Here is a 20,941-nt window from a genome sequence, read left to right as displayed (position 1 = left end):
ACAGGTTTAGCGCTACACTTACTATCGCGGAGGTTAGACCGCCTGCCGCGCGGGTGTCAATGCGTGCGCGGCTTCTACGCTGGGCAGGGCGAGCAACGGGGGGAGCACGGATGCGGGTGACGCTGAAGGACATCGCCAACGCCGCCGGCGTGAGCATGATGACCGTCTCCAACGTGGTGAACGGCAACCACGCCCGGGTGTCCGCGGAAACCGTGGACCGCGTGCAGCGCATCGTCGCGGAGCTGGGCTACGTCCCCAGTGCCTCCGCCCGCAGCCTCGCCGCCCGCACCTCCCGCCTCGTCGGGCTGCTCGTCCCGGCCGCCGACGAGGACAGCCTCACGCTCAGCCCGCACAACACCGCGATCCTCGGGCAGATCGAACGCGAGCTGCGCAAGCGCGGCTACCACCTGCTGCTGCGTGGTATCGCCGATCCCGCCGAGGTGCCCGAGGCACTGCGGTCCTGGAGCCTGGACGGGGCGATCCTGCTCGGTTTCCTCGACGAGGAGATCGACCGGCTGAGCCGGGGCGCGCTCGGACGGGTGCCGGTCCTAGCCATCGACAGCTACTCGGGCAACCCCCTGACGACCGGGGTGCGTTCCGACGACTTCACCGGCGCCCGGCTGGCGACGACGCACCTCATCGCCCTGGGCCACCGCGCGATCCTCTTCGCCGGCCCGGCCTTCACCGACGTCGGTGTGGTCCACGAACGATTCCGCGGCTTCCGCGCGGCCCTCGCGGACGCCGCCATCGAGTGGGACGAGAGCCTGGTCGAGACCGCCAACACGACCCACGAGGACGGGGTGGCACTGGGCGCCCGGTTGCCCGGGTCCCACCCCCACGCGACGGCCGTCTTCGCCACCGCCGACATCCTCGCGATCGGTGTCATGGAAGGCCTCGCCCGGGCCGGCGTCCCGGTGCCGGCGGCGGTGTCCGTCGTGGGCTTCGACGACCTGGACCTCAGCGCCTACGTGACGCCCAAGCTCACCACGGTGGCCCAGGACCTGGCGGGCAAGGCGGCCAACGCCGTGGACCTGCTCCTCGCCGCCGTGCGGCACGGGAAGCGCCCCTCGGCCGCGGTCACCCTCGACGTCCGCCTGGTCGAACGCGAGTCGACGGCTCGCGTCCCGGCCGGGTGAGCCCGGCGGAGGAGAACGAGGGCTCCTCCGGCGGCCCGTCGAACCGGATGGCGGCCGAGAACAGGTACCCCGGTGTCGGGTCGTAGTCCGCGAGCAGCACCCGCCCTCCCGCCTCCCGCCAGCCGGACAGCCCGCGGACCAGCTCGAGCCAGAGACCGGTCAACGGCTGGTCTCCCCGGTACGCCCGGATGTCCCCGGCGAGGCCCCGGTCCCCCACCAGCTCGGCCAGCCGGCTGCCGAGCACCACGGTCGGCGGCGGGCCGTCGGCGGAGAGCCGGGCCACCTCCGCGGCCAGTACCTCCGCCACGCCGTCCTGGGCCGGCTTCGGGTGCCGGCGGACCGACACCCCTCCCCCTGGCCCCGCGGTCTCGAGCACCACGCCCACCGCCACGGCCCGGCCTGGAACCTGCGTGGGCACAGGCAGCTCGTGGTACACGATCGGCTGCTCGGCGACCAGCAGCACGGCCCGCCGGGCGCCGCCGGTGCTGGCGAAGCCGCCGATGACGTGCAGCGCCGTGAACGCGGCCAGCACCCCCTGGTCGCACACCGTGAACCCCAGCGGGGCACCGGCGCAGTGGGAGCTGAGCACCGTCGCGGTGGCACGACCGAACCGGGCGTCGGGGATGTCGGTGGCCAGCACGAGCAGGTCGGCCGGCCGCTCCTCGGACACCAGCTCGGCGAGCAGCGGCAGGCACATCTCGCCGTAGGAGTGCCCGACACCCAGCTCGAGGAGGTCCGCGCGCACCGCGACCCCGTACGGAGCGGTCAGGTCGGCGAGGTAGCCGGGCAGTGTCGGGTTGAGCGCCTGGCCGGTCGGCTCGTCGAACGTCCGGGCCGCCGCGCTGTGTACCCGGAGCCGTCCTCCGTCGCCCGTGCTGGGCGGGCCGGCGACGAACATTCCGCGCATTCCGCTGACCCTCCCAGGTTCTGGTGGCGAACGGTACCCGCCGGCGGCACACCGGCAGCGGCGGTGCGAACGTGTTCCGCCACCCGGGAGCAGGTCGCTGACCCGTTCAGCCGATTGCCGGAAAACCCTGTCAGCGCTGGGAAAAACGACGCCTCCGCGGAGTTAGCATTCGCCGGCTCGTCACCGAGGTGCACCTGGAGTACGTCATGGACCCCCTGCCCGCCTCCCGACCGGACTACGTGCTGCGGGCACTGGAACTCTTCGCCGGGTACGCGGACCGGGAGGCCCTGGTGAACGGCGAGAGCCGGTTCACCTATGCCGAGGTGCGCGCGGCCGTGCTCGACATCGCGGCAAACCTTGTCGACATGGGACTGCGGCCGGGCTCCACAGTGGCGGTACTGCTCGGCTATCCGCCGCACGCGCCGATGATCCAGCTCGCCCTGCACCTGCTCGGGTGCCGGACGGCGTGGGTGTCCAACGCGGGCTCCGCCACCGAGATGAACGCCTACCTCGACCAGGTCCGGCCCGACGCTGTGCTCTACGAGGTCGCGGTGCACGAGCAACGCGGCCGGGACATCGTGGACCGGTGGGGAGTCCCGGTCTTCTGCGTCGGACCCGGGGGCGCCGGACCGGACGTCCTCACCGCACGTCCCGTCGGCGCCGCCCCGTTCGACCCGCGTACGGCGACCGGCGAACCGGAGTCGGTCTTCCAGACCAGCGGTACCACCGGAACACCCAAACCGCTGCTGCACACGGCGAACCTGTACGAACAGGTCCTCACGCTCGCCGAGCACGTCGTCGCCGCCGGCGAGCCGCGCTACCGCCACCTCACCGTGACGCCGATGTGGTTCGTGGCCGGTCAGACCTCGGCCTTCCTGTACCTGTTCACCGGCGGCACGCTGCTGGTCTCGCGGTTCTTCCGCGCCGCAGAGTTCCTGGCGCTGGTGGAGCGGGAGCAGGTCAACTCGACGTTCATCACCCCGCTGATGCTCTACGAGCTGCTGGACCATCCCGACATCGACAAGCGCGACCTGTCCGCCATGGTCGTGCTGAGCGTCGGCACCGCGGCGACCAACCCGGTCCGGCTGCGCCAGGCCCGAGAACGCCTCGGCCCGGTCCTGCGCATCACCTACGGCCTGTCCGAGTCCCCGTTCATCTCGGCGTTCCCCGGGGTCGGCGACGACCCGAGCCGGCCGGACCGGATCAGCTCCTGCGGGCCGGCCTACGGCGACGTTCGGCTGGAGATCCGCGGGGAGGACGGCACGGTGCTGCCCCCCGGCCAGACCGGCGAGCTGTGGGTGGCCAGCAAGCTGAACTTCGCCGGCTACATCGGACGGCCGGAGCAGACCGCGGAGACGCTCGTCGACGGCTGGGTACGCACCGGCGACCTCGGCCACGTCGACGACGACGGCTACATCTACCTGACCGGCCGGGCCAGCGACATGATCATCACGACCTACGGCAGCCACCACATCTTCCCCCGGGCGATCGAGGACGCGCTGAGCACCCACCCACAGGTCCGGGCGGCCGCGGTGATCGGCGTACCGCACCCGAAGCTCGGCGAGGCCGCCCATGCCTACGTCGTGCTCACCGAGGGCGCCACGGTGAGCGAGCAGGAGCTCGCCGAGCTGGTCACCGAGAAGCTCACCTGGGTGTGGACCCCGCGCTCGTTCGACTTCGTGGACGACCTGCCCAGGACCGGCAGCGGCAAGACCAACACCCGGCGGCTGCGCGAAAGGTACGCGGCCGAGCACGCGTTGGTGGAAAGCGCGGCGGATTGAGCACGGTCAGCGAGGCGTCCGGCCCGAGCCGTACCGCCGGTCGGGTCGGGCTCGCCGCGCTGCTCGGAGCACACGTCGTCTCGATGCTCGGCAGCGTGGTGACGACGGTTGCCGTGCCGTGGCTGGTGCTCACCAGTACCGGCAGCGCGGCCAAGATGGGCCTGATCTCCGCGGCGACGGTGTTCCCGGCGCTCCTGGCCGGGGTGTTCGCCACCCCGCTGACCGACCGGTTCGGCATCCGGCGCACGATGATCGTCGCCGAGCTCACCTCGGCCCTGGCGATGGCGGCGGTCGCGGCCACGCCGGAAATCGGGTTCCTCCCGCTCGCCGCGCTGGTCGCGGTCAAGGGCGCGCTCTCCGGTGTCGCCGGCCGTGCCCAGCACGTCCTGCTCCGACCGGTCAGCGACGCCGCGGGCATGCAGATCATCCGGACCACGGCCATCTACGACGGGACCGGCAACCTCGCGATGGTGACCGCCGCCCCGCTGGGCGGTCTGCTGATCCTCCTGCTGGGACCGCAGGGCGCGATCTGGTTCGACGCCGCGAGCTTCACCCTGTCCGCGGTGCTCGTCGGGCTGCTCGTCCATCCCCCGGCCGGGACCATGCCGGACCGCCGGGCCGCGGCCGGCGAACGCTACCTCGCCGCCCTGCGGCGCGGCGCCGCCCACCTCCGGCAGGACCGGCTGCTGGTCGGGATGCTCGCCATGACCGCGGTGGTCAACCTGTTCACCGTCGCCAACTACGCGGTGTTCGTGCCGCTGTGGGTCCAGGAGCGGTTCGGCGCCGTGCCCGCGGTCGGCCTCATCCTCGGGGCGTTCGCCTGCGGTGCGATCGTCGGGAACATCGCCTTCACCATTGTCGGCCCGAAGCTCCCGCAGTACCTGACCTTCACGGTCAGCCTGGTGTTGTGCGTCGCGCCCCGGCAGCTGACGCTCGGCCTGACCGACAGCCTGGCCGTCGTGCTCGTCGTCTCGGTGCTCTGTGGCGTCACCCAGGCGGCGATCCGGCCGATCCTCGGCGCCATGCTCTACGCCCGCGTGCCGGTCGAGCTGCAGAACCGGGTGTTCGGCATGGTGAGCGCGGTCACCGGCAGCAGCCTCGCGGTCGGCGGCACCCTCGCCGGGCTCACGGTCGCCGGCCTGGGACTCACGCCGACGATCCTCCTGTCCGGATCCCTGTGCCTGCTGATCACCATGATTCCCTTGCTGCGCTACCGCAAGGGCGCCCCCACCCTGGCCGACACCGGGAACGACGGGAATGACGGGAATGACGGCGAACGCTGAGCGCGGCGGCTCAGCCGCGCACGATCCGTGCGGTCGCCGACCCGACCGCCACCACCTGCCCGGTGTCGTCGAGCAGCTCGCCGGCGAGGAACGCGATGGTGCCACCGCTGCGCAGGACGCGCCCGTGACCCACCAGTCGCCCCGGCCTGGCCGGCCGCAGGAAGCTCGTCTTGAGCTCGAGGGTCACCGCGAGCAGGCCGGGGTCCAGCGTGGCGGCCAGAGCGGGTCCCATTGTGTCGTCCAGCATGGCGGTGAGGAAGCCGCCGTGTACCGAGCCCGCCGGGTTGAGGAAGTCGTCGGTGGCCTCGAACGAGACCTCGATCTCGCCCCGCTCGGGGTAGGCCCGGATCAGCGACCACCCCAATGTTCTCGTCGCCGTTGGCATCGGCGCACGACCGTCCACAGCGTCCCAGAAATGACCTCTGCGCTCACTCGTCACCCGCCGACAGTAGTACGCCGACCGTCCACGGCACGCCGCCGAACGCGAACGTCATGACCGCGCTCCGCGAGATCGCCGGATACCTGCCCGACCGCCGGGTTCCCCTCGAGGAGCTCCTGGCCGACTGGCGCCTCCCACCCTCCACCCTGGACACCCTGCGGCGCTCCTACGGCTACTCCGAGGTCCGGCGCCAGAAGCCGGGCGAGACGCTCCTCGACCTCCTCGCCCAGGCAGCACACGGCCTCTCCGCGCTGCCTGGTCGCGCCGACCGGGTCCGCTACCTGCTCTACGCGCGCACGGTTCCGGTGTCCCTGCCCCATCCGGTGAACCCGTTGCCGGAGCTGTGCGACCTGCTCGGCCTGCGTGCGGCGACCGCGTTCGCTGTCGGCCACCACGGGTGCGCGGCCGGCCTGCTCGCCATCGACGTCGCCGGGCGGCTGCTGACCGCGGACGGGGACCCGGACGCCCTCGCGCTGATCGTCGCGGGCGAGCAGGTCTTCACGCTGGACGAGTCGCTGCGGCCGGAGGCCCGGATCTTCGGCGAGGCCTCGGCCGCCTGCCTGGTGTCCGCGGACGGACCGCGCGACCGCGTGCTGAGCTACGTCACCCTGCAGTGCGGCGATCTGGACCACTGGGCGGCCGACCGCGCCGACCGCGCCGACCACGCGGAGCGCTTCGCGAGGGAGTACACCCCGCTGATGGGCCAGGTCATCCGCGCCGCCGCGGAACGGGCCGGGCTGCGCGTCGACGAGCTGCGGCTGGTCCTTCCGCACAACGTCAACACGCGCTCCTGGCGGAAGGTGTGCCGGGAGCTCGGCCTGCCGCCGACGGTGGTGCTGCTGGACAACGTGCCCCTGATCGGCCACACGTTCGCGGCGGACACGTTCCTGAACTACCGCACCGCCATCAAGAATGGGTTGCTGAGCGCGGGTGACCGCTATCTCGTCGTATCGGCGGGATACGGCGCGATCTTCTCGGCAATGGTTCTCGAACACTGAACTCTTAGCACCAGTCCTCAGTCGGCATTCGGCGCATCAAATATGGGCGAATGCAGCTTGTGGTGGCAGGCTCCATTATAGATACTCTGTTCGTATTGTCCCCTCTTGCAAGGAGGAACTGACCATGGGTGGAAGTGAAGTCGCTTTCGGTGGCGGCGAGGCGGAAATCGCCTTCGGCGGCGCCGAGGCGGAGCGTGCTTTTGGCGGCGGCGAGCTCGAGGCCGGCGCCGGCGTCAGCAGCTAGTCGATAAACAGTGGGCTCGCGCCGGGCGAAAGCACGGCGCGGGCCCACTGCCTGTTTTTGCTGAGAAACCGTCACCCTCGGTGGGCGGTAATTCCGCGGGGACGACAATTCACGGGAAACGGTCGGCACGGCGAGGTGTTCTCGCCAGCTCGTCGGTGATGAGGCGGGCCAGCCGGTCAAGGCCGGTGTCCACCTGCTCGGGGGTCAGCGCGCTACAGGACAGGCGTAGCGACCGCGGGCCGTCCCTGCCCTGCCCGGCCGTGTCGTAGAAGTGGTGCATGGGCGTCCACAGGACGCCGTAGTCGCGGGCGGAGCGGGTCAGCAGCGCGTCGTCGACCGGGAAGGGAACCGTGACGACGACGAAGAACCCCCCACCCGGCACGTTCCAGCCGACCGGGGACCCGGTGCCGAAGCGGGCGGCGAGCCCTTCGACCAGCCGGGCGCGGTTGGCCGTGTAGACCGCCCGCGCCGGTTGGGTGGCACGCAGCAGGCTGCACCCGTGCTCGAGCAGCGCGCCACCCACGACCGCCTGGGCCAGTGCCGAGGTGTTCACGGTCAGCATGCTCTTGATCTTCGACAGCTCGTCGGCCAGCAGCCGGACCGTGCCGTCCCCGGCGGTGACGGTCTGGTCGGCCACGACGTAGCCGACCCGGGCGCCCGGCAGCACCGTCTTCGCGAACGAGCCCAGGTAGACCACGCGCCGGTGCTCGTCGAGTGCCTTGCAGGTCGGCACCCGCTCGCCGCCGTGGAACAGGCCGTACGGGTTGTCCTCCAGCAGCAGGAAGTCCTCCTCGCGCGCCAGCAACAGCAGCGCCCGCCGCGTCTTCTCCGACATGCTGACACCCGACGGGTTCGCGAAGTCGGGCATGACGTAGCAGGCGCGCGGCCGCAGGCCGGCCGAACGCGCGCCCTGGATCCGGGCGAGCAGGTCGTCGAGGTCGACGCCGGCCTCGCCGCTCGCCACCGGCAGCACCGGCATGTCGACCAGCCGCGCCGCCCCGGTGAGGCCGACGTAGGTGGGGGACACGGCCAGGAGCACGTCCCGCGGTCCCGACCGCAGCGCACGCAGCACCAGGACCATCGCCTCCTGGCAGCCGACGGTGACCACGACCGACTCCGGGTCGACGGAGATCCCCTCGTCCAGCTCCAGGTTGGCGGCCACCAGGTCGTGCACGATCCCCTTGGTGCGTCCGTACTGGAACAACGTCCTGCGCACCCGTTCCTCGCCGTACCCGAGGTCGGTCCGGAGGTGCTCGCTGAACCGCGCGAGGTGGCGGGGGACGTCGTCGAGCCGCCAGAACTCCTCGTAGGGGCGGCCCGCGGCGAACGACACCGCGTCCGGGTAGTGGTTCGCGACCTCGTTGAGGAGGTTCATCGACGTCAGCGCCGGATCCTCCAGCGAGGGGTGCAGGTCCTCGGCGCGGAGGTCCGTCCACACGGGTGGCCGCGGCGGCGGCAGTTCGGTGACGGGTGCCAGGACGACGGCCGGCCGGTCCTCGGGCAGCGCTCCTGGCAGGTCGGCGACGCTCATCGGGTCCTCACAGTTCGAACGGTGGACAGGGCTCGCACGGCGGCGACGTCGGCGCAGCCGGCCAACGTCATCGCGTCGCGGAGCTCCTCGGCCAGCAGGGACAGCACATGTCCGACACCTCGCGCGCCGTCGACCGCGAGCCCGTGGAGCACCGGCCTGCCGACGAGGACGCCCTCGGCCCCGCAGGCCAGCGCGCGGAGGATGTCGGTGCCGGTTCTGATCCCGCTGTCCAGGTACACCGCGACTCGCCCGGCCAGTGCGTCGGCCACCGCGGGCAGGGCGGCGATGCTCGGGGCCGCGCCGTCGAACTGGCGGCCGCCGTGGTTGGACACGACGACCGCGTCCACACCGGACTCCTCGGCAAGCAGTGCGTCCCGGGGGTCGAGGATCCCCTTCAGCACCAGCGGAAGCGAGGTCGAGGCGCGCAGCCGTGCGATGTCGGCCCAGCCCAGGCCGGGGGCGAAGGTGGCGGCGGTGTGCGCGGCGATCGCCGACTCCCCGGGGACCGGCTCGTGGGCGCGGCTCGCCGCGCCGTCGGCCAGGTGTGCCGCTACCACGTCGTCGGGCAACGCGAACGAGTTGCGCACGTCGCGCAGCCGCCGTCCCATGACCGGCACGTCGACGGTCACCACCAACGCCTCGCAGCCCGCGTCCTCGGCCCGCGCCACGAGGGACTCGACGAGACCGGGTGGGCGCAGCCAGTAGAGCTGGAACCAGGTGGTGGCGCCGGTCCTCGCGATCTGTTCGACCGGCACGCTGCTGAGCGTGCTCACCACGAACGGCACGCCGGCGGCCGCCGCGGCCTCGGCGGTGGCGAGCTCGCCGTCGGGGTGCAGCAGGCGCTGGTAGGCCATCGGTGCCACGGCGAACGGGGCCGCGGCCGCCGAGCCGAGCAGGCGGGTCGCGGGGTCGGGTGCGCGGGTTCCGGTCAGCACCCGGGGCAGCATCGACACCTCCTCGAGCGCGGCCCGGTTGGCCGCGAGGGTCGTCTCCGCACCGCTGCCACCCGCGACGTAGTCCCACAGGTCCCGGGGCAGCCGCGCCTGCGCGAGCCGGGCGACGTCGGCGAGGCTCGGCGCCTGCTCACGGGTCATCGCCACAGGGTCTCCCGCAGGTACCTCGCCGCCTGGTCGAGGGCCCGGCGCGCGTCGGCGAGCGACCCGGACATGGTGAAGAACCCGTGCGCCATTCCGTCGTAGCGGGTCAGCTCCACGGCCACCCCCGCGGCGCGCATCCGCTCGGCGTAGCGCTCGCCCTCGTCGCGCAGCGGGTCGTACTCCGCGGTGATCACCAGCGCGGGCGGCAGCCCGGACAGGTCGGGGGCGAGCAGCGGCGACACCCGCGGGTCCCGGCCCGCCTCGGGGTCGGGGAGGTAGTTGCGCCAGTACCAGTCGACCGAGTGGTGGTTGAACATCCACCTGTCGTCGTTGTCGCGCAGCGACTCGGTGTCCGCGCGGTAGCAGGTGTTCGGGTACACCAGCAGCTGCGCGGCGAGCGGCAGGCCGCGGTCCCGGGCCTGCAGCGCCACCACAGCCGCCAGGTTGCCGCCCGCGCTGTCGCCGCCGACGGCGACTCTGGCGGGGTCGGCTCCGAGGGCGTCCGCGTTCTCCGCCACCCATCCCAGCGCGGTGAGGCAGTCGTCGGTCGCGGCCGGGAACGGGTGCTCCGGCGCCAGCCGGTAGCCCGGGGTCACGACCAGGCAGCCGGCGGCGTTCGCGAGCGCCCGGCAGACCCCGTCGGAGGTGTCGATGCCGCCCAGGGTCCAGCCCCCGCCGAAGAAGTACACCAGCGTCGGCAGTGGACGGTCGGCGGACGGGCGGTAGAGGCGGACCGGCAGCTCGCCGGCTGGGCCCGGGAACGTCGCGTCGGTCACCTCGAACACCGGCTCGGGGTCCCCGCCGGCCGCACGGATGTCCGCCAGGTCCGCGGCACGCGCCTGCGCGAGCGTCATCTCGTACAGGGGTGTCGCGCCGCGGGCCATGCGCTCCGCACGCATCGCGGCGACCTGTGGGTCAAGCGGCACCATGGCCTCCGTGGTCGTCGGAAGGACGCCGGGCCCGGGTGGCGGGAGACCCGCCACCCGGGTGGTGGCGGGCCCGGTGGTACGGGGCCACCGGGCCCGCCACCGGTCAGCGCACGACCAGGTGCAGCGGGACGGCCTCCGCCATCGCCTTGGCACCCAGGTCGTTCGGATGGATGTGGTCGCCCGAGTCGTACTCCGGCTTCAGCTTGCTCGGGTTCGCCGGGTCGCTGAGGACCTTGTCGAAGTCCACGACCGCGTCGAACTCGTGGCGGTGCGTCCGCAGGTACTCGTTCACCGCCTGGCGTGTCGCCTCCTTCTCCGGCGTCCACACCAGAGCCGTGCCGCCGTTGAGGCCCTCGAACGGCCCGAGGGTGCCGACGAGCACGGTGTACCCGCGCTGCCTGATCTGCTGGTTGAGCTGGCGGATCGAGGCGATGACCGCGTCGGCGGAGTCGTTGTTCATCCAGATGTCGTTGATGCCGAGGTCCAGAACCACCGCATGCGCCGCGGTCTCGGAGAAGACGTCCTCGTCGAGCCGGGAGAACGCGTTGTCGCCGAGCTCGGGGAACCCGGGGAAGCCGCCGTCGCCCGGCTCGAGCCCGTCGTGGTTCAGCCGTGCGCCACCCCGGCTGATGTTCAGCACGCCGGGCAGGTCCCTGCGGTGCACCTTGCGCTGCAACCGGTCGAACAGCTGGTCCGGCCAGCGCATGTTGCCGTTGAACGTGGTGCCGTGGCCGTCGGCGAGCGAGTCGCCGAACACGATGACCGAGCCCGCGCCGTTGTCGCGGAGAACGTCCACACCGGCCAGGAAGAACCAGCAGCACGTGCGCTGGGTGGTGTAGCCGGCCCCACCCGGGTCGCTCACGAGGTCACCGGGGCCGATGTAGTTGTTCTGCCGGGTCGTCGAGTGGAACGTCGTCAGACCGGTCGGAGTGGGGAGGAAGACGCTCACCACGAGGTCCTCGTCGTTGCCCACCCGGAGGTCGACCGGGTCGCTGAGCAGCTCCGCGCCCTTGGGCATGACGAACGAGGCCGAGCCGCCGAAGGTCAGCTCCCGCAGCGTCGAGGGGTCCACGTCGGACAGCTCGGGGGTCGCGGTGTTCGGCTTCGCGACGGTGGCCCGGCCGACGGTGACGGCCTTCTCGCCGTAGAGGTTGGTGAGCCGCACCCGGACCTTCGAGCCGCCCACCGAGCCGTGCACGATCATCCGCACGCTCTGGTTGTTCAGGCCCACGAACGACGAGCCGCTCAGGTTGCCCCGGGTGACGGCCGCCGCCCAGCTGCCGGTCCAGTCCCGGGACACGCCGTGTCGCCCCTCGGACGCCGCACCCGCGCCGGCGACGAGCACGGTCGACGTGACAGCCGCAAGCAGCCCCGTGGCGATCAGCGACCGCGACCGCCATTTTCTCGGGATGTTCATTCGGTGGAACCTCCAGCAAATCCTTGAGTGGGTCCGGAACGTAGCCGGCACTTCTATTCGTGGTCAATCATGTTCGCGAACGGGTCCAGTGTGTTCGTACGACCAGAGCAGTCGTCCCGATCCATCCGCACTATTCTTGCGACCTTCCTCTTCGTTGGCACACAACGCGAACGGGTCACTAGTACCGCTCGAAGGCGACCGGTACCCTCGCGTCCCGAATCGACTCTTGGCCGCTGCGGGTGATTTCGCCGAATGAACGAGCGGAGTGGGCATGGATAACGACCGCCACCTTTCCTGTCGCGAGCCGTCGCGCGAGTCGGCGGATCCCTACTGCCTGCGTTCCGGGGAGAGTGCGCGGCTGCTCGCCGGACACCCCTGGCGGCGGTTCGCCGTCCTCGGCGACAGCGTCGCAGAAGGACTCTCCGAGCCGGTTCCCGGCTACGGCAGCGCACAGCTCGCCGACCGCGTCGCGCACGAGCTGGCCGCCGCCGCGCCGGATCTCGTGTACCTCAACCTCGGCCACCGGGGCCTGCGGGCCCGGGAGGTCGCGGCCCGCCAGCTCGGTCCCGCGCTGGAGTTCCGGCCGGACCTCGCGCTCGTCGTGTGCGGTGCCAACGACGCGTTCCCCGCGACCTACCGTCCGGCGTCGGTCGACGCCCAGCTGCGGACGATGGTCACCGCGCTGCGGGCGGCGGGAGCGGACGTGATCACGGTGGGGCTCTACAACGTCTCCTACTCCCCCTCCCCCGCGATCGCCGACTGGCTTCGCCCGGGGCTGCGCAGGCGGATGGAGACGCTGTCCGAGCACACTGCGGCCGTCGCGGCGGAGCTCGGCACGCTGCACGTGAACCTCACCGCGCACCCCGCCGCCACCGATCCCGGCCTGTTCAGCGGTGACGGGAGGCACGTCAACGCACGCGGAGACGCGATAGCGCTCGCGGAGACCGTGCGGGTGCTGGGGGCCCACCTCGCCGCGGTCCGGGGGGCACGCACCGGCCGTCGGTGAGCCGGGCCTCATGGCCGCTCCTTGACCACGAGGGAGACCGCCGCCGCGAGCTGGGCCCTGCTCGGCTGGGTCGCCCGGTCCAGCTCCGGCGAGAACGGCAGCACCGCGCCGTCGGGGCGGGTGACCCGTGCCGGCGGGGCGGCCAGCCGCACCCGTTCCGCCATCGTCGCGATCACCTCGCCGGCGATTCCACACGTCCGGTTCGAGTCGTCGATGACCACCAGCCGCCCGGTCCGGCCGACCGACTCGGTGAGCCCGTCCCAGTCGAACGGGTAGAGCGTCCTGGGGTCGAACACCTCCACCGACACGGTCTCGGCGAGGTCGTCGGCCACCGCGACCGCGTCCTGCACGTGGTGTCCGACGGCGACCACCGTGACGTCGGTACCGCGGCGGTGCACCCGTCCCGAGCCGAGCGGCACCGGCGCGAGCGCGGCCAGGTCGGTGTCCTCGCGGCGGGCGAGCGCGGCCGAGGGCGCGAACACCACCACCGGGTCGGGGTCCTGGACCGCCGAGCGCAGCAGCCCGTAGGCGTCGGCCGGCGTCGCCGGCACGACGGTCTTGACCCCGACGTGGGCGAACAGGCTGTACGGGTGGTCGGAGTGCTGCCCGGCCCACCCGGTGCGCGACCCGGACCCGGGCACGACGTAGGTCACCGGAACGCGGCACTGTCCGCCGGTCATCAGCGAGAACTTGTGCGCGTGGTTGGTGATCTGCTCGAAGGACAGGAACAGCAGCGCGGGGATCTGGAACTCGATGACGGGGCGCATGCCGACGAGCGCGGCGCCGGTGGCGAAGCTGGTGAAGCCCTGCTCGGACAGCGGGGTGTCGAGCACCCGTTCCGGCCCGAACCGCCCGACCAGGCCCGCGGTCACGGTCGACGCGGCGGCCCGGACGTCCTCGCCGAGCACGAACACCGTCTCGTCGGCGGCCATCGCGTCGGCGAGCGCCCGGTTGAGCGCCTTCTGGTAGGACAGCCAGGGCATCAGACACCACTCCCCGGTCGGGGCCGGAGCCCGCTCGCGTACAGGTGGTCCAGCGCGGTGAGCGGGTCGGGCAACGGGCTCGCGAGCGCGAACTCGACGGCGTTCGCCAGCACACGCTCCACCTCCTCGTCCACCTCGGCGCGTACGGCGGCGTCCAGGCGTGCGCCCTGGATGTCCACCGGGTCGCGGGCACGGATCCCCGCCAGCTCCTCGTCGGTGCGGTAGCGCAGCCGCACCACGTGCTCGAAGGTGTGGTGGGCGTCGAACCGCCGGGTCCGGCACTCCAGGAACGACGGCCCGGCGCCGGCACGGGCCCGGTCCACCGCCTCCCGGGCGGCGGCGAGCACCGCCTCCGGGTCCTGACCGTCCACCGTGGACGCGGGGATGCCGAACGCCTCGGCTCGCCCGGTGATGCTGCCGGCGACCGCGTCGTCCACGCGCATCGTCGTGGCGTAGCCGTTGTTCTCGCACACGAACAACACCGGCACCCGCCAGAGCGCGGCCAGGTTGAACGCCTCCAGGAGCATGCCCTCGTTGACCGCGCCGTCACCGAAGAACGTCGCCGCGACGACCGGGGTGCCGAGCCGCCGCCGCGCCCACGCCGCCCCGGTCGCGATGGCCCCCGCGGCACCGACGATCGCGTTGGCGCCGAGGACCCCGACCCCGAAGTCGGCCGCGTGCATGGAGCCGCCGCGCCCCTTGTTCAGGCCGCTCTCCCGGCCGGTCAGCTCGGCCATCATCCGGGCCGGGTCGGCGCCCTTGGCGAGCACGTGCCCGTGTCCGCGGTGGGTGCCGGTGACGAGGTCGCCGGCACCGAGCGCGGCGCACACCCCGGCGGCGACCGCCTCCTGCCCGACGTAGGGGTGGATGCCGCCGACGATGTCGCCCGACCGGACCAGCTCGATCGCCCGCTCCTCGAACCGCCGGACCAGCCGCACCGTCCGGTACAGACCGACCGCGCTGTCCACAGCGGACGCCGTCATCGCAGCGCCGCCGCGGGGACGGCGCCGGTTGGCGTGTCAGGTCGGGTCGCGGCCTGCACGGCCACCTCCTCGATCGCCAGCGCGAGCGCTGTCATGTCGGTCCTTCGGAAGTAGCGCCGGTCCGCGGACAGCACCAGCTCGACGGCGCCGGGCGGATCGTCCAGGCACAGGTGGAGCTTGGACCTCGGGATGCCGACCTCCTGGCACCAGGACAGCTCGCTCTCGGCGAGCGCGGCGTGGATCCGTTCCGCCGCGGGCGCCGCGACACCGGCGTGCACCCGGTCCCGCTGCCGGCGGTCGTTGTAGTAGCAGGACAGGTCGAACGCGACGCCCCGCTCGCGCTCCACCCGCGCGACGACCTCGTCCTGCTCGTAGGCGTCGTAGTAGGCGTTCTTGTACGCGTTCAGCGCCTTGCCCGCGGTCTGCCGGACCGCCTCCCCCAGGGTGAGGCCCGCGACGTCGAGCACGAACGGCGTGACCTTGATCAACGCGCTCACCGAGTCCGCGTAGCCCGGCCGGAACCTGTTGGACACCAACATGATCGTCAGCAGTGGGTTGACGCCGGTGACCCTGGCCACGGCGACGAGGAACGCGGCGAGCAACGCCGGCGAGTCGTCGACGCGCTCGCGGGCGGCGACCGCGTGGGCGGCCATCGCGAGCGCGGGTGAGCGGTAGCGGAGCAGCTCGTGGCGCGGCTCGCCGCCGTAGCGGGGCGGTCCGAACAGCTCAGCCGGCGCCGTCGCCAGCACCCGTTCCAGGTACCGCAGCGACCGCTGGTTCTGCCGCCGTCCCGCCGGGCTCGCCTCCCAGGCCGCCTGCGCGAGCGGCGGCACGGCCGTGACCGGCCCGGCCGGTGCGCCGGTCGCCGGGTCGCGCGCGCCGATGTCGGCGACCAGTGCCCGCAGCCCGAACGCGTCGATCGAGGTGTGCAGGATGACGGTGACGACGTGGGTCACGACGCGCTCCGCCGTGACGACCGCCGCCATCCGCACCGGCCACTCGGTCTCGTAGTCGAACGGGACGACCTGCCAGTGCTCCGAGAGCGCCGCGGCGACGTCGGCCCGGTCGTCGTCCTCCGTGGTCACCACGAGCAGCGGGACCTCCCCGCTCGCGGCCACCCGCTGCCGTGGCCTGCGCCCGTCGTCCCGGAGCAGCAGCGTGGTGCGCAGCGACTGGTGTCTGCCCACCATGAAGCCGAGCAGGTCGGCGACGGCGGCGACGGTCGTGCCCGGCTCGGGCTCGGCGACGTGGGCCACCGTCCGGGAGACGCCCCTCGCCATCGACTGCCAGAGGCCGAGCTGCCCGAACGCGAGCTCGCCCACGCCTTCGCCGTCACCGGCGAACGGGACCAGGACCCGGTCGACCACCGTCCCCCGGGGCACGTCGTCACGTCGCACTGCCCACCACCTCACCGGTGTCGTTACTCGGGTGTCCGGCCGCGAGCTGGCGCGCGGCCGCCGCGACGGCAGGCCCGACGAGGAGGCCGGTCGCGAGGAAGACGGCGGCCAGGGCGAGCCAGCCGGGTGCGCCTCGGTCGACGACCCCGACCGTGACCAGCACCGGGCCGGCCATGAGCGCCGCGGCGGAGCCGAGCCAGAACACCGACAGGTACTCGCCCTGCCGGTCGCGCGGCGCGAGCGCGTAGGACACCGACAGTCTCCCGGCGAAGTGCCAGAGCTCGCCCACGGTCAGCAGGACCGTCGCGGCGACCACGGCGACCACCGCCCCGAGGGGATCCAGTGCCCCGGACAGGGACAGCACGACCGCGGCGGCGGCGAACGCGAGCGCCGAGCGGCGCAGCGCGCGGACCCCGCCCTCCCTCGTGTCGGTGCCCCGGGCGAGCCGGACCTGCAGCAGGACGACCAGCACGGTGTTCAGCACCATCAGCGGCGCGACGACGGCCGTGGGTGCCTCGGTCCGGGTGGCCACCCACAGCGGGATGCCCAGCGTCAGCACGGTGGTGTTCAGCACCAGCACGGCGTTGAGCCCGGTGACGGCGAGGAACCTGCCCTGGCGCAGCGACCGCGGCCAGCCCCGGGCCGTCCTGCGGCCGGGCGGGTCGTCGGCCAGCAACGGCACTCTGGCGAGCAGGATTCCGGCGAGGAAGAACGTGGCCCCGTTCCCGAGCACGATCGCCAGGAACGCGGGCCGGGTGTCGACCAGCAGGATCAGCGTGGTGAGCAGACCGCCGACCGAGAACCCGATGTTGTAGACGACCCGCATCACCGACATCACCCGCATGCGCAGGTCCTTGCCGATGTGCCGGTCCACGTACAGCTGGCTGACCGGGTCGATGGCCCGGGTCGGGATGCCGACGACGCAGGAGACCACCAGGAACGCCACGAAGTCGTGCACGAAGGCGAACGCGACGAAGCCGACGCCGCGCCAGTGGTGCAGCAGGATCGACGCCGCGCGGGGCCCGATCCGGTCGGCCAGCATGCCGATGGGCGTGAGCGCGACGAGCCCGCAGGCGTTCCCGACGGTGAGCCCGAGCCCGACCTCGGCCACCGAGAGGCCGGCGCCGCGGGTGAAGAACACCGCGAAGCCCGCGATGTACAACCCGGTTCCGACGGCGTCGACGAGCCCGACGAAGACCAGGAGCCTGCTCTCCCTCGGCACGTCGAGACCCGGAAGGCGCATCGGCGGACCCTTTCTCGCGGTTCGGCGGATGGTGTGCGGGGACGCGGCGGGGGCGCGCCCCCGCACACCGGACGTCGTCAGACGTCGTCTCGGGAAGACGACGTCATCAGGGCTTGTCCTCGATCATTGGCTTGTCCTCCACCATCGGCTTGTCCTCGATACGCATCCCAACCACCTCCCTCCACTCCGACCGCCTGCCCGACCTGGACACTCAGCCGACCGCCGCGTGGGCGACCGGCCGCGGGCTTTTCTCGAACCCGGCCACGCACAGGTAGCCGAGCACCGGGTCGTAGTCGGCGACCACCAGGAACGCGCCCGGCTCGCCCTCGGCGAGGCGCGCCCACGTCCCGGTGTAGGGCTGGCCCGCCGCCGCGCGGAGCACGTCGGGCCCGACACCCGTCTCGGGCCCGACGTCCACCCCCGGCCCCAGGACGAGCCGGACGCCGTCGCGCTCGCCGACCAGCTCGGCGACCTCGGCCGCGAGCACGGCACCGACCGCCTCGGGCGGCAGCGCCGGGTGCGACCGGACGTCCACCGGCGCCGGGCCGGTCTCCAACAGCAGCGCCACCGCCGCGTGCCGGTCGGGCATGGGTGCCGGCGTGGCGAGCGGGTAGGGCAGCGCGGCCTGCTCGGCGACCACCAGCACCGCCCGGGCGCATGCGCCGGTCGCCGCGAACTCGGCGGCCACCCGCAGCGCGGTGAACGCCGCTGCAGGCCCCTGGTCGCAGACCGCGAACGCGAGCGGGCGGCCCGGGCAGTGCTCGGCTAGGCGCAGCGCGGTGTTGCGTCCGGGCTGCACGTCGGGCACGCCGTAGGCCAGCACCAGCAGGTCGACCGGCTCCTCCGGTGACGTGACCGCCTCGACCAGGGTCGCGGCGAGCTCGGCGTAGGCCTGGCCGGTGCCGAGCACCTCCTCGCGCAGGGCCAGCCCGCGGGCGGCGGCGAGGTCGGCGAGGTAAGGCCGCAGCGCCGGGTGGGCGGCGAGCGGCGAGTCGGTGTCCTCGCTGCGGCGGGCCACCCGCCGCAGCGCCAGGCCCGTTCCCGTCACCGGTCGACCGGTCACGAACACGGCTCACCGCCGTCCACGTGGGCCACGACGAAGTCCGCCAGCGAGCCGACCGAGGCGAGGTCGCGCCGGTCGATCTCCTCGACGTCCACCTGGAGATCGAGCTGGTCCTCGAGGGCGAGCAGCAGCTCGAGGGTCCTCGAGCTGCTGAGCCCGAGCTCGTCGAACAGCCTGGTCTCCTCGCACACCGCGGGGAGGTCGTCGCCGAACATCCGTCCCAACAGGACACCGAGGGTGCTGACGACCCGGGTGCGCAGGTCGGTTGCCGCCATGTTCCCGCTCCCGTGTGTCGCTGAGACGGTGTGTTCGGAGACCTTGTGCTCGAGGACCATCGCGGAGAAGACCGAGCCGAGGCCGGCGCCCGCGGTGAGGTACCGGTCGCCGGGGGCGAGCCGCCCGAGCGCGACCGCGGACGCGTGGTTGATGAAGGTGTCCGCCGAGGGCGTGTGGCCCACCAGCGGCACGTTGTCGAGCAGCACCCGGTCCACCGGCAGGCCGAGCCGACGGCAGACCCGTCGCCATGACACCACGTTCACGTTGTGCGGCAGCACGAGCGCGATGTCGTCCAGGGAGAGGTCGGCCCGCTTGACCGCGGCGAGGATCACCTCACCGAGCAGCTCGGTGTACTCCCGCGCGAACCCCTCCATCGCCGCGGCGCCGTCGGTGCCGTAGTGGTCGAGGTCGCCGCGTTGACCGGACGCGAAGGACAGCAGTGCGTCCCCTGGGCCGTCGGCCGAGACCAGGCAGGCACCGGCCCCCTCGCCGAACACGCGGTGGTCCGGCGCGAGCCGCTGGTCCTGGGTGAACACCTGCTCGCCGGCCACCACCAGCGCGAGCGCACCCGGGTCGGGATGCCGCGCGACCAGGCGCCCGGCGACGTCGATCGCCACCAGGGCGGACACGCAGGCGTGGTGGGTGACCGTGAACGCGGTCGTGCAGCGGAGGCCGAGCCTCGCCAGCAGCTCGTGCACCGGGTTCACCGGGTAGGGCACGACGACCGGCACGCCGCGCGCGTGGATCACGTACCGCACCAGGTGCTCGCGCCCGCGCAGCGACGCAAGCGCGCGTACCGCTCCTTCGAGGAGGTCGACCAGCGTCTCACCCGGACGCTGGCGGCGCACCTCCCCCAGACCGTTGAACCGGCGCAGCACCCGTACCTGCGTCCCGCGCAGCCCCAGCTCGGGTCCCAGCTCCTCAACCGGCACCCTGCGCTCCGGGAGGAACGCGGCGACGTCCGCCAGCGTCGTTGTCATGACACGGTCACCGGGAGGGACTCGTAGCCGCGGAGCATCAGCGTCGTCCGCTCGCCGGGCTCCCCGGCGAGCGCGAGGTCGGGGAAACGCCGCAGCAGCATGGGCAGCGCGATCCTGCCCTCCATCGCGCTCAGCGCGGCACCCAGGCAGTAGTGGACGCCGGCGCCGAAGGCCAGCGGTGGCCCCTCGTCGCGCCCCGGGTCGAACGTGTCCGGGTCGGTGAAGCGGCGCGGGTCGCGGTTGGCGGCGCCGAGCAGCACGAGCACCCTGCTGTCCCTCGGCACGGCCGTCCCGGCGAGCTCGGTGGCCGACGCCGCCCACCTGGTCGAGAAGTGCACCGGCGGCTCGTAGCGCAGGACCTCCCGCAGGAACCCCTCCGTCCGCGCCGGGTCGGCCAGCACCCGCGCCTTCTCGGCCGGGTCGTCCAGCAGGATCCGCGTCCCGTTGCCGATGAGGTGGGTCGTGGTGACGAAGCCGCCGTTGTAGGTGGTCACCAGGTTCGCAATCAGCTCGTCGTCCTCACCCGGCACCCCGTCCCCGGCGGTGACCAGCGCGCTCACCAGATCCGCGCGCGGCTGCGCCCGGCGGGCGGCGAGCAGCTCGGCGAAGTACCCGGAGAGCTCGTCGGCGGCGGCGTCGGCCGCCTGCTGATAGCGCCAGACCCCGGCGCCGAGGTCGAGGATCGCGCCGAAGGCACGGACCCGCGGCGGGAACCAGTCCCGGTCGGACTCGGGCACCCCGAGCAGCTCGCCGACCACGTCGCTGGGAACGGGCAGCGCGAACTCCGCGAGCAGGTCCACCGGCGCGCCGCCCGCACCGATCTCGGCGAGGCGGTCGAGCCGGCGCGCCACGATCCGCTTCACCGCGGGTTCGAGCGCCGCCACCCGCCGCGCGCTGAACGCCTGGGCGAACCGCCGCCGCATCCGGCTGTGGTCGGCTCCCTCGCTGAGGAACATTGAGCCGGCCAGCACGCGCAACGAGCTGTGGCCGCGCCACCGGGTGCCGCCCTGTCGATCGCGGTACTCACCGGTCATCACGTGCAGGGCCGGGTCGCGCAGTGCCTGGTGCACCGCGTCGTAGCCGTGTACCACCAGGTCGAACCGGTCCTGCGCCGACAGCGCGCACACCGGCCCCCGCCGGTGCAGCTCCGCGTAGAACGGGTTGGGGTCCCGCCGCCCCTGTCGGGAGAGCAGCGCACCGAGCGAGCTGGTCGTTCCCCTGTGGACAGCCGTTGTCGGTCCGGTCATC

18 protein-coding genes are annotated in these 20,941 nt (G+C 72.8%); 5 read left to right on the top strand and 13 right to left on the bottom strand.

The annotated features are described in order from the left end of the window. Positions 1-110 precede the first annotated feature (110 nt). Entirely contained in the window at positions 111-1,136 is a 1,026-nt protein-coding gene (locus tag BU204_RS02290; protein WP_075123808.1) for a LacI family DNA-binding transcriptional regulator, read from the top strand. Here the strand turns inward: BU204_RS02290 and BU204_RS02285 are convergent. Continuing rightward, a complete protein-coding gene (locus tag BU204_RS02285) occupies positions 1,078-2,043 on the bottom strand; it encodes a hypothetical protein (RefSeq protein WP_143229261.1) in 966 nt (321 codons plus the stop codon). The genes BU204_RS02290 and BU204_RS02285 overlap by 59 nt on opposite strands. A 206-nt stretch (positions 2,044-2,249) precedes the next feature. On the opposite strand from BU204_RS02285, the gene BU204_RS02280 reads away from it, so the two are divergent. Both BU204_RS02280 and BU204_RS02275 read left to right on the top strand, forming a co-directional pair. Next, entirely contained in the window at positions 2,250-3,824 is a 1,575-nt protein-coding gene (locus BU204_RS02280; RefSeq protein WP_075123937.1) for an AMP-binding protein, read from the top strand. Beyond that, complete coding sequence (locus tag BU204_RS02275; RefSeq protein WP_075123806.1) at positions 3,821-5,107, top strand: MFS transporter; 1,287 nt, start codon at positions 3,821-3,823, stop codon at positions 5,105-5,107. Before BU204_RS02280 ends, BU204_RS02275 begins: the two co-directional genes overlap by 4 nt. 10 nt (positions 5,108-5,117) lie before the next feature. Here the strand turns inward: BU204_RS02275 and BU204_RS02270 are convergent, their stop codons facing one another. Further along, complete coding sequence (locus BU204_RS02270) at positions 5,118-5,492, bottom strand: PaaI family thioesterase (RefSeq protein WP_075123936.1); 375 nt, start codon at positions 5,490-5,492, stop codon at positions 5,118-5,120. Between the two features lie 107 nt (positions 5,493-5,599). On the opposite strand from BU204_RS02270, the gene BU204_RS02265 reads away from it, so the two are divergent. Continuing rightward, positions 5,600-6,544: a 3-oxoacyl-[acyl-carrier-protein] synthase III C-terminal domain-containing protein gene (locus BU204_RS02265; RefSeq protein ID WP_075123805.1), complete on the top strand. Its 945-nt coding sequence runs from the start codon at positions 5,600-5,602 to the stop codon at positions 6,542-6,544. 353 nt (positions 6,545-6,897) lie between these two features. On the opposite strand, the gene BU204_RS02260 is transcribed toward BU204_RS02265, so the two are convergent. The 4 genes from BU204_RS02260 to BU204_RS02245 all read right to left on the bottom strand — a co-directional run bounded on the left by BU204_RS02260 (position 6,898) and on the right by BU204_RS02245 (position 11,762). Next, positions 6,898-8,319: an aminotransferase-like domain-containing protein gene (locus BU204_RS02260; protein WP_083660932.1), complete on the bottom strand. Its 1,422-nt coding sequence runs from the start codon at positions 8,317-8,319 to the stop codon at positions 6,898-6,900. Beyond that, a complete protein-coding gene (locus BU204_RS02255) occupies positions 8,316-9,413 on the bottom strand; it encodes an alpha-hydroxy acid oxidase (RefSeq protein ID WP_075123934.1) in 1,098 nt (365 codons plus the stop codon). The genes BU204_RS02260 and BU204_RS02255 overlap by 4 nt, the downstream gene beginning before the upstream one ends. After that, positions 9,410-10,345, bottom strand: coding sequence for an alpha/beta hydrolase (locus BU204_RS02250; protein WP_233159034.1), 936 nt, complete (start codon positions 10,343-10,345; stop codon positions 9,410-9,412). Before BU204_RS02250 ends, BU204_RS02255 begins: the two co-directional genes overlap by 4 nt. A 103-nt stretch (positions 10,346-10,448) precedes the next feature. Further along, positions 10,449-11,762, bottom strand: coding sequence for a GDSL-type esterase/lipase family protein (locus BU204_RS02245; protein ID WP_075123804.1), 1,314 nt, complete (start codon positions 11,760-11,762; stop codon positions 10,449-10,451). A gap of 271 nt (positions 11,763-12,033) precedes the next feature. On the opposite strand from BU204_RS02245, the gene BU204_RS02240 reads away from it, so the two are divergent. Next, positions 12,034-12,768 carry an SGNH/GDSL hydrolase family protein gene (locus BU204_RS02240; protein ID WP_075123803.1) on the top strand — a complete coding sequence of 245 codons (735 nt, stop codon included), beginning with the start codon at positions 12,034-12,036 and terminating at the stop codon, positions 12,766-12,768. Between the two features lie 8 nt (positions 12,769-12,776). On the opposite strand, the gene BU204_RS02235 is transcribed toward BU204_RS02240, so the two are convergent. The 7 genes from BU204_RS02235 to BU204_RS02205 all read right to left on the bottom strand — a co-directional run bounded on the left by BU204_RS02235 (position 12,777) and on the right by BU204_RS02205 (position 20,940). After that, on the bottom strand, positions 12,777-13,751 hold the full coding sequence (locus BU204_RS02235) for an alpha-ketoacid dehydrogenase subunit beta (RefSeq protein WP_075123802.1): 975 nt from the start codon (positions 13,749-13,751) through the stop codon (positions 12,777-12,779). After that, positions 13,751-14,734, bottom strand: a complete 984-nt coding sequence (locus BU204_RS02230) for a thiamine pyrophosphate-dependent dehydrogenase E1 component subunit alpha (protein WP_075123801.1) — start codon at positions 14,732-14,734, stop codon at positions 13,751-13,753. Before BU204_RS02230 ends, BU204_RS02235 begins: the two co-directional genes overlap by 1 nt. Further along, positions 14,731-16,131 (bottom strand): condensation domain-containing protein, encoded by a 1,401-nt coding sequence (locus tag BU204_RS02225; protein ID WP_083660931.1) that lies wholly within the window; start codon positions 16,129-16,131, stop codon positions 14,731-14,733. Before BU204_RS02225 ends, BU204_RS02230 begins: the two co-directional genes overlap by 4 nt. Beyond that, on the bottom strand, positions 16,121-17,374 hold the full coding sequence (locus BU204_RS02220; protein ID WP_075123800.1) for an MFS transporter: 1,254 nt from the start codon (positions 17,372-17,374) through the stop codon (positions 16,121-16,123). The genes BU204_RS02225 and BU204_RS02220 overlap by 11 nt, the downstream gene beginning before the upstream one ends. A gap of 211 nt (positions 17,375-17,585) precedes the next feature. Then, positions 17,586-18,437, bottom strand: coding sequence for a 2-hydroxy-acid oxidase (locus tag BU204_RS02215; protein WP_143229260.1), 852 nt, complete (start codon positions 18,435-18,437; stop codon positions 17,586-17,588). Next, on the bottom strand, positions 18,434-19,693 hold the full coding sequence (locus BU204_RS02210) for a 3-oxoacyl-[acyl-carrier-protein] synthase III C-terminal domain-containing protein (protein ID WP_075123798.1): 1,260 nt from the start codon (positions 19,691-19,693) through the stop codon (positions 18,434-18,436). The genes BU204_RS02215 and BU204_RS02210 overlap by 4 nt, the downstream gene beginning before the upstream one ends. Beyond that, positions 19,690-20,940, bottom strand: a complete 1,251-nt coding sequence (locus tag BU204_RS02205; RefSeq protein ID WP_075123797.1) for a cytochrome P450 — start codon at positions 20,938-20,940, stop codon at positions 19,690-19,692. Before BU204_RS02205 ends, BU204_RS02210 begins: the two co-directional genes overlap by 4 nt. Between the last annotated feature and the right edge of the window lies 1 nt (position 20,941).

It is taken from the genome of Actinophytocola xanthii (assembly GCF_001921205.1).
In the GTDB taxonomy this organism is placed as follows: Bacteria; Actinomycetota; Actinomycetes; order Mycobacteriales; family Pseudonocardiaceae; genus Actinophytocola; species Actinophytocola xanthii.
The sequence above is the reverse complement of the archived record's forward strand: the minus strand, read 5'-3'. Positions and strand labels throughout refer to the sequence as shown.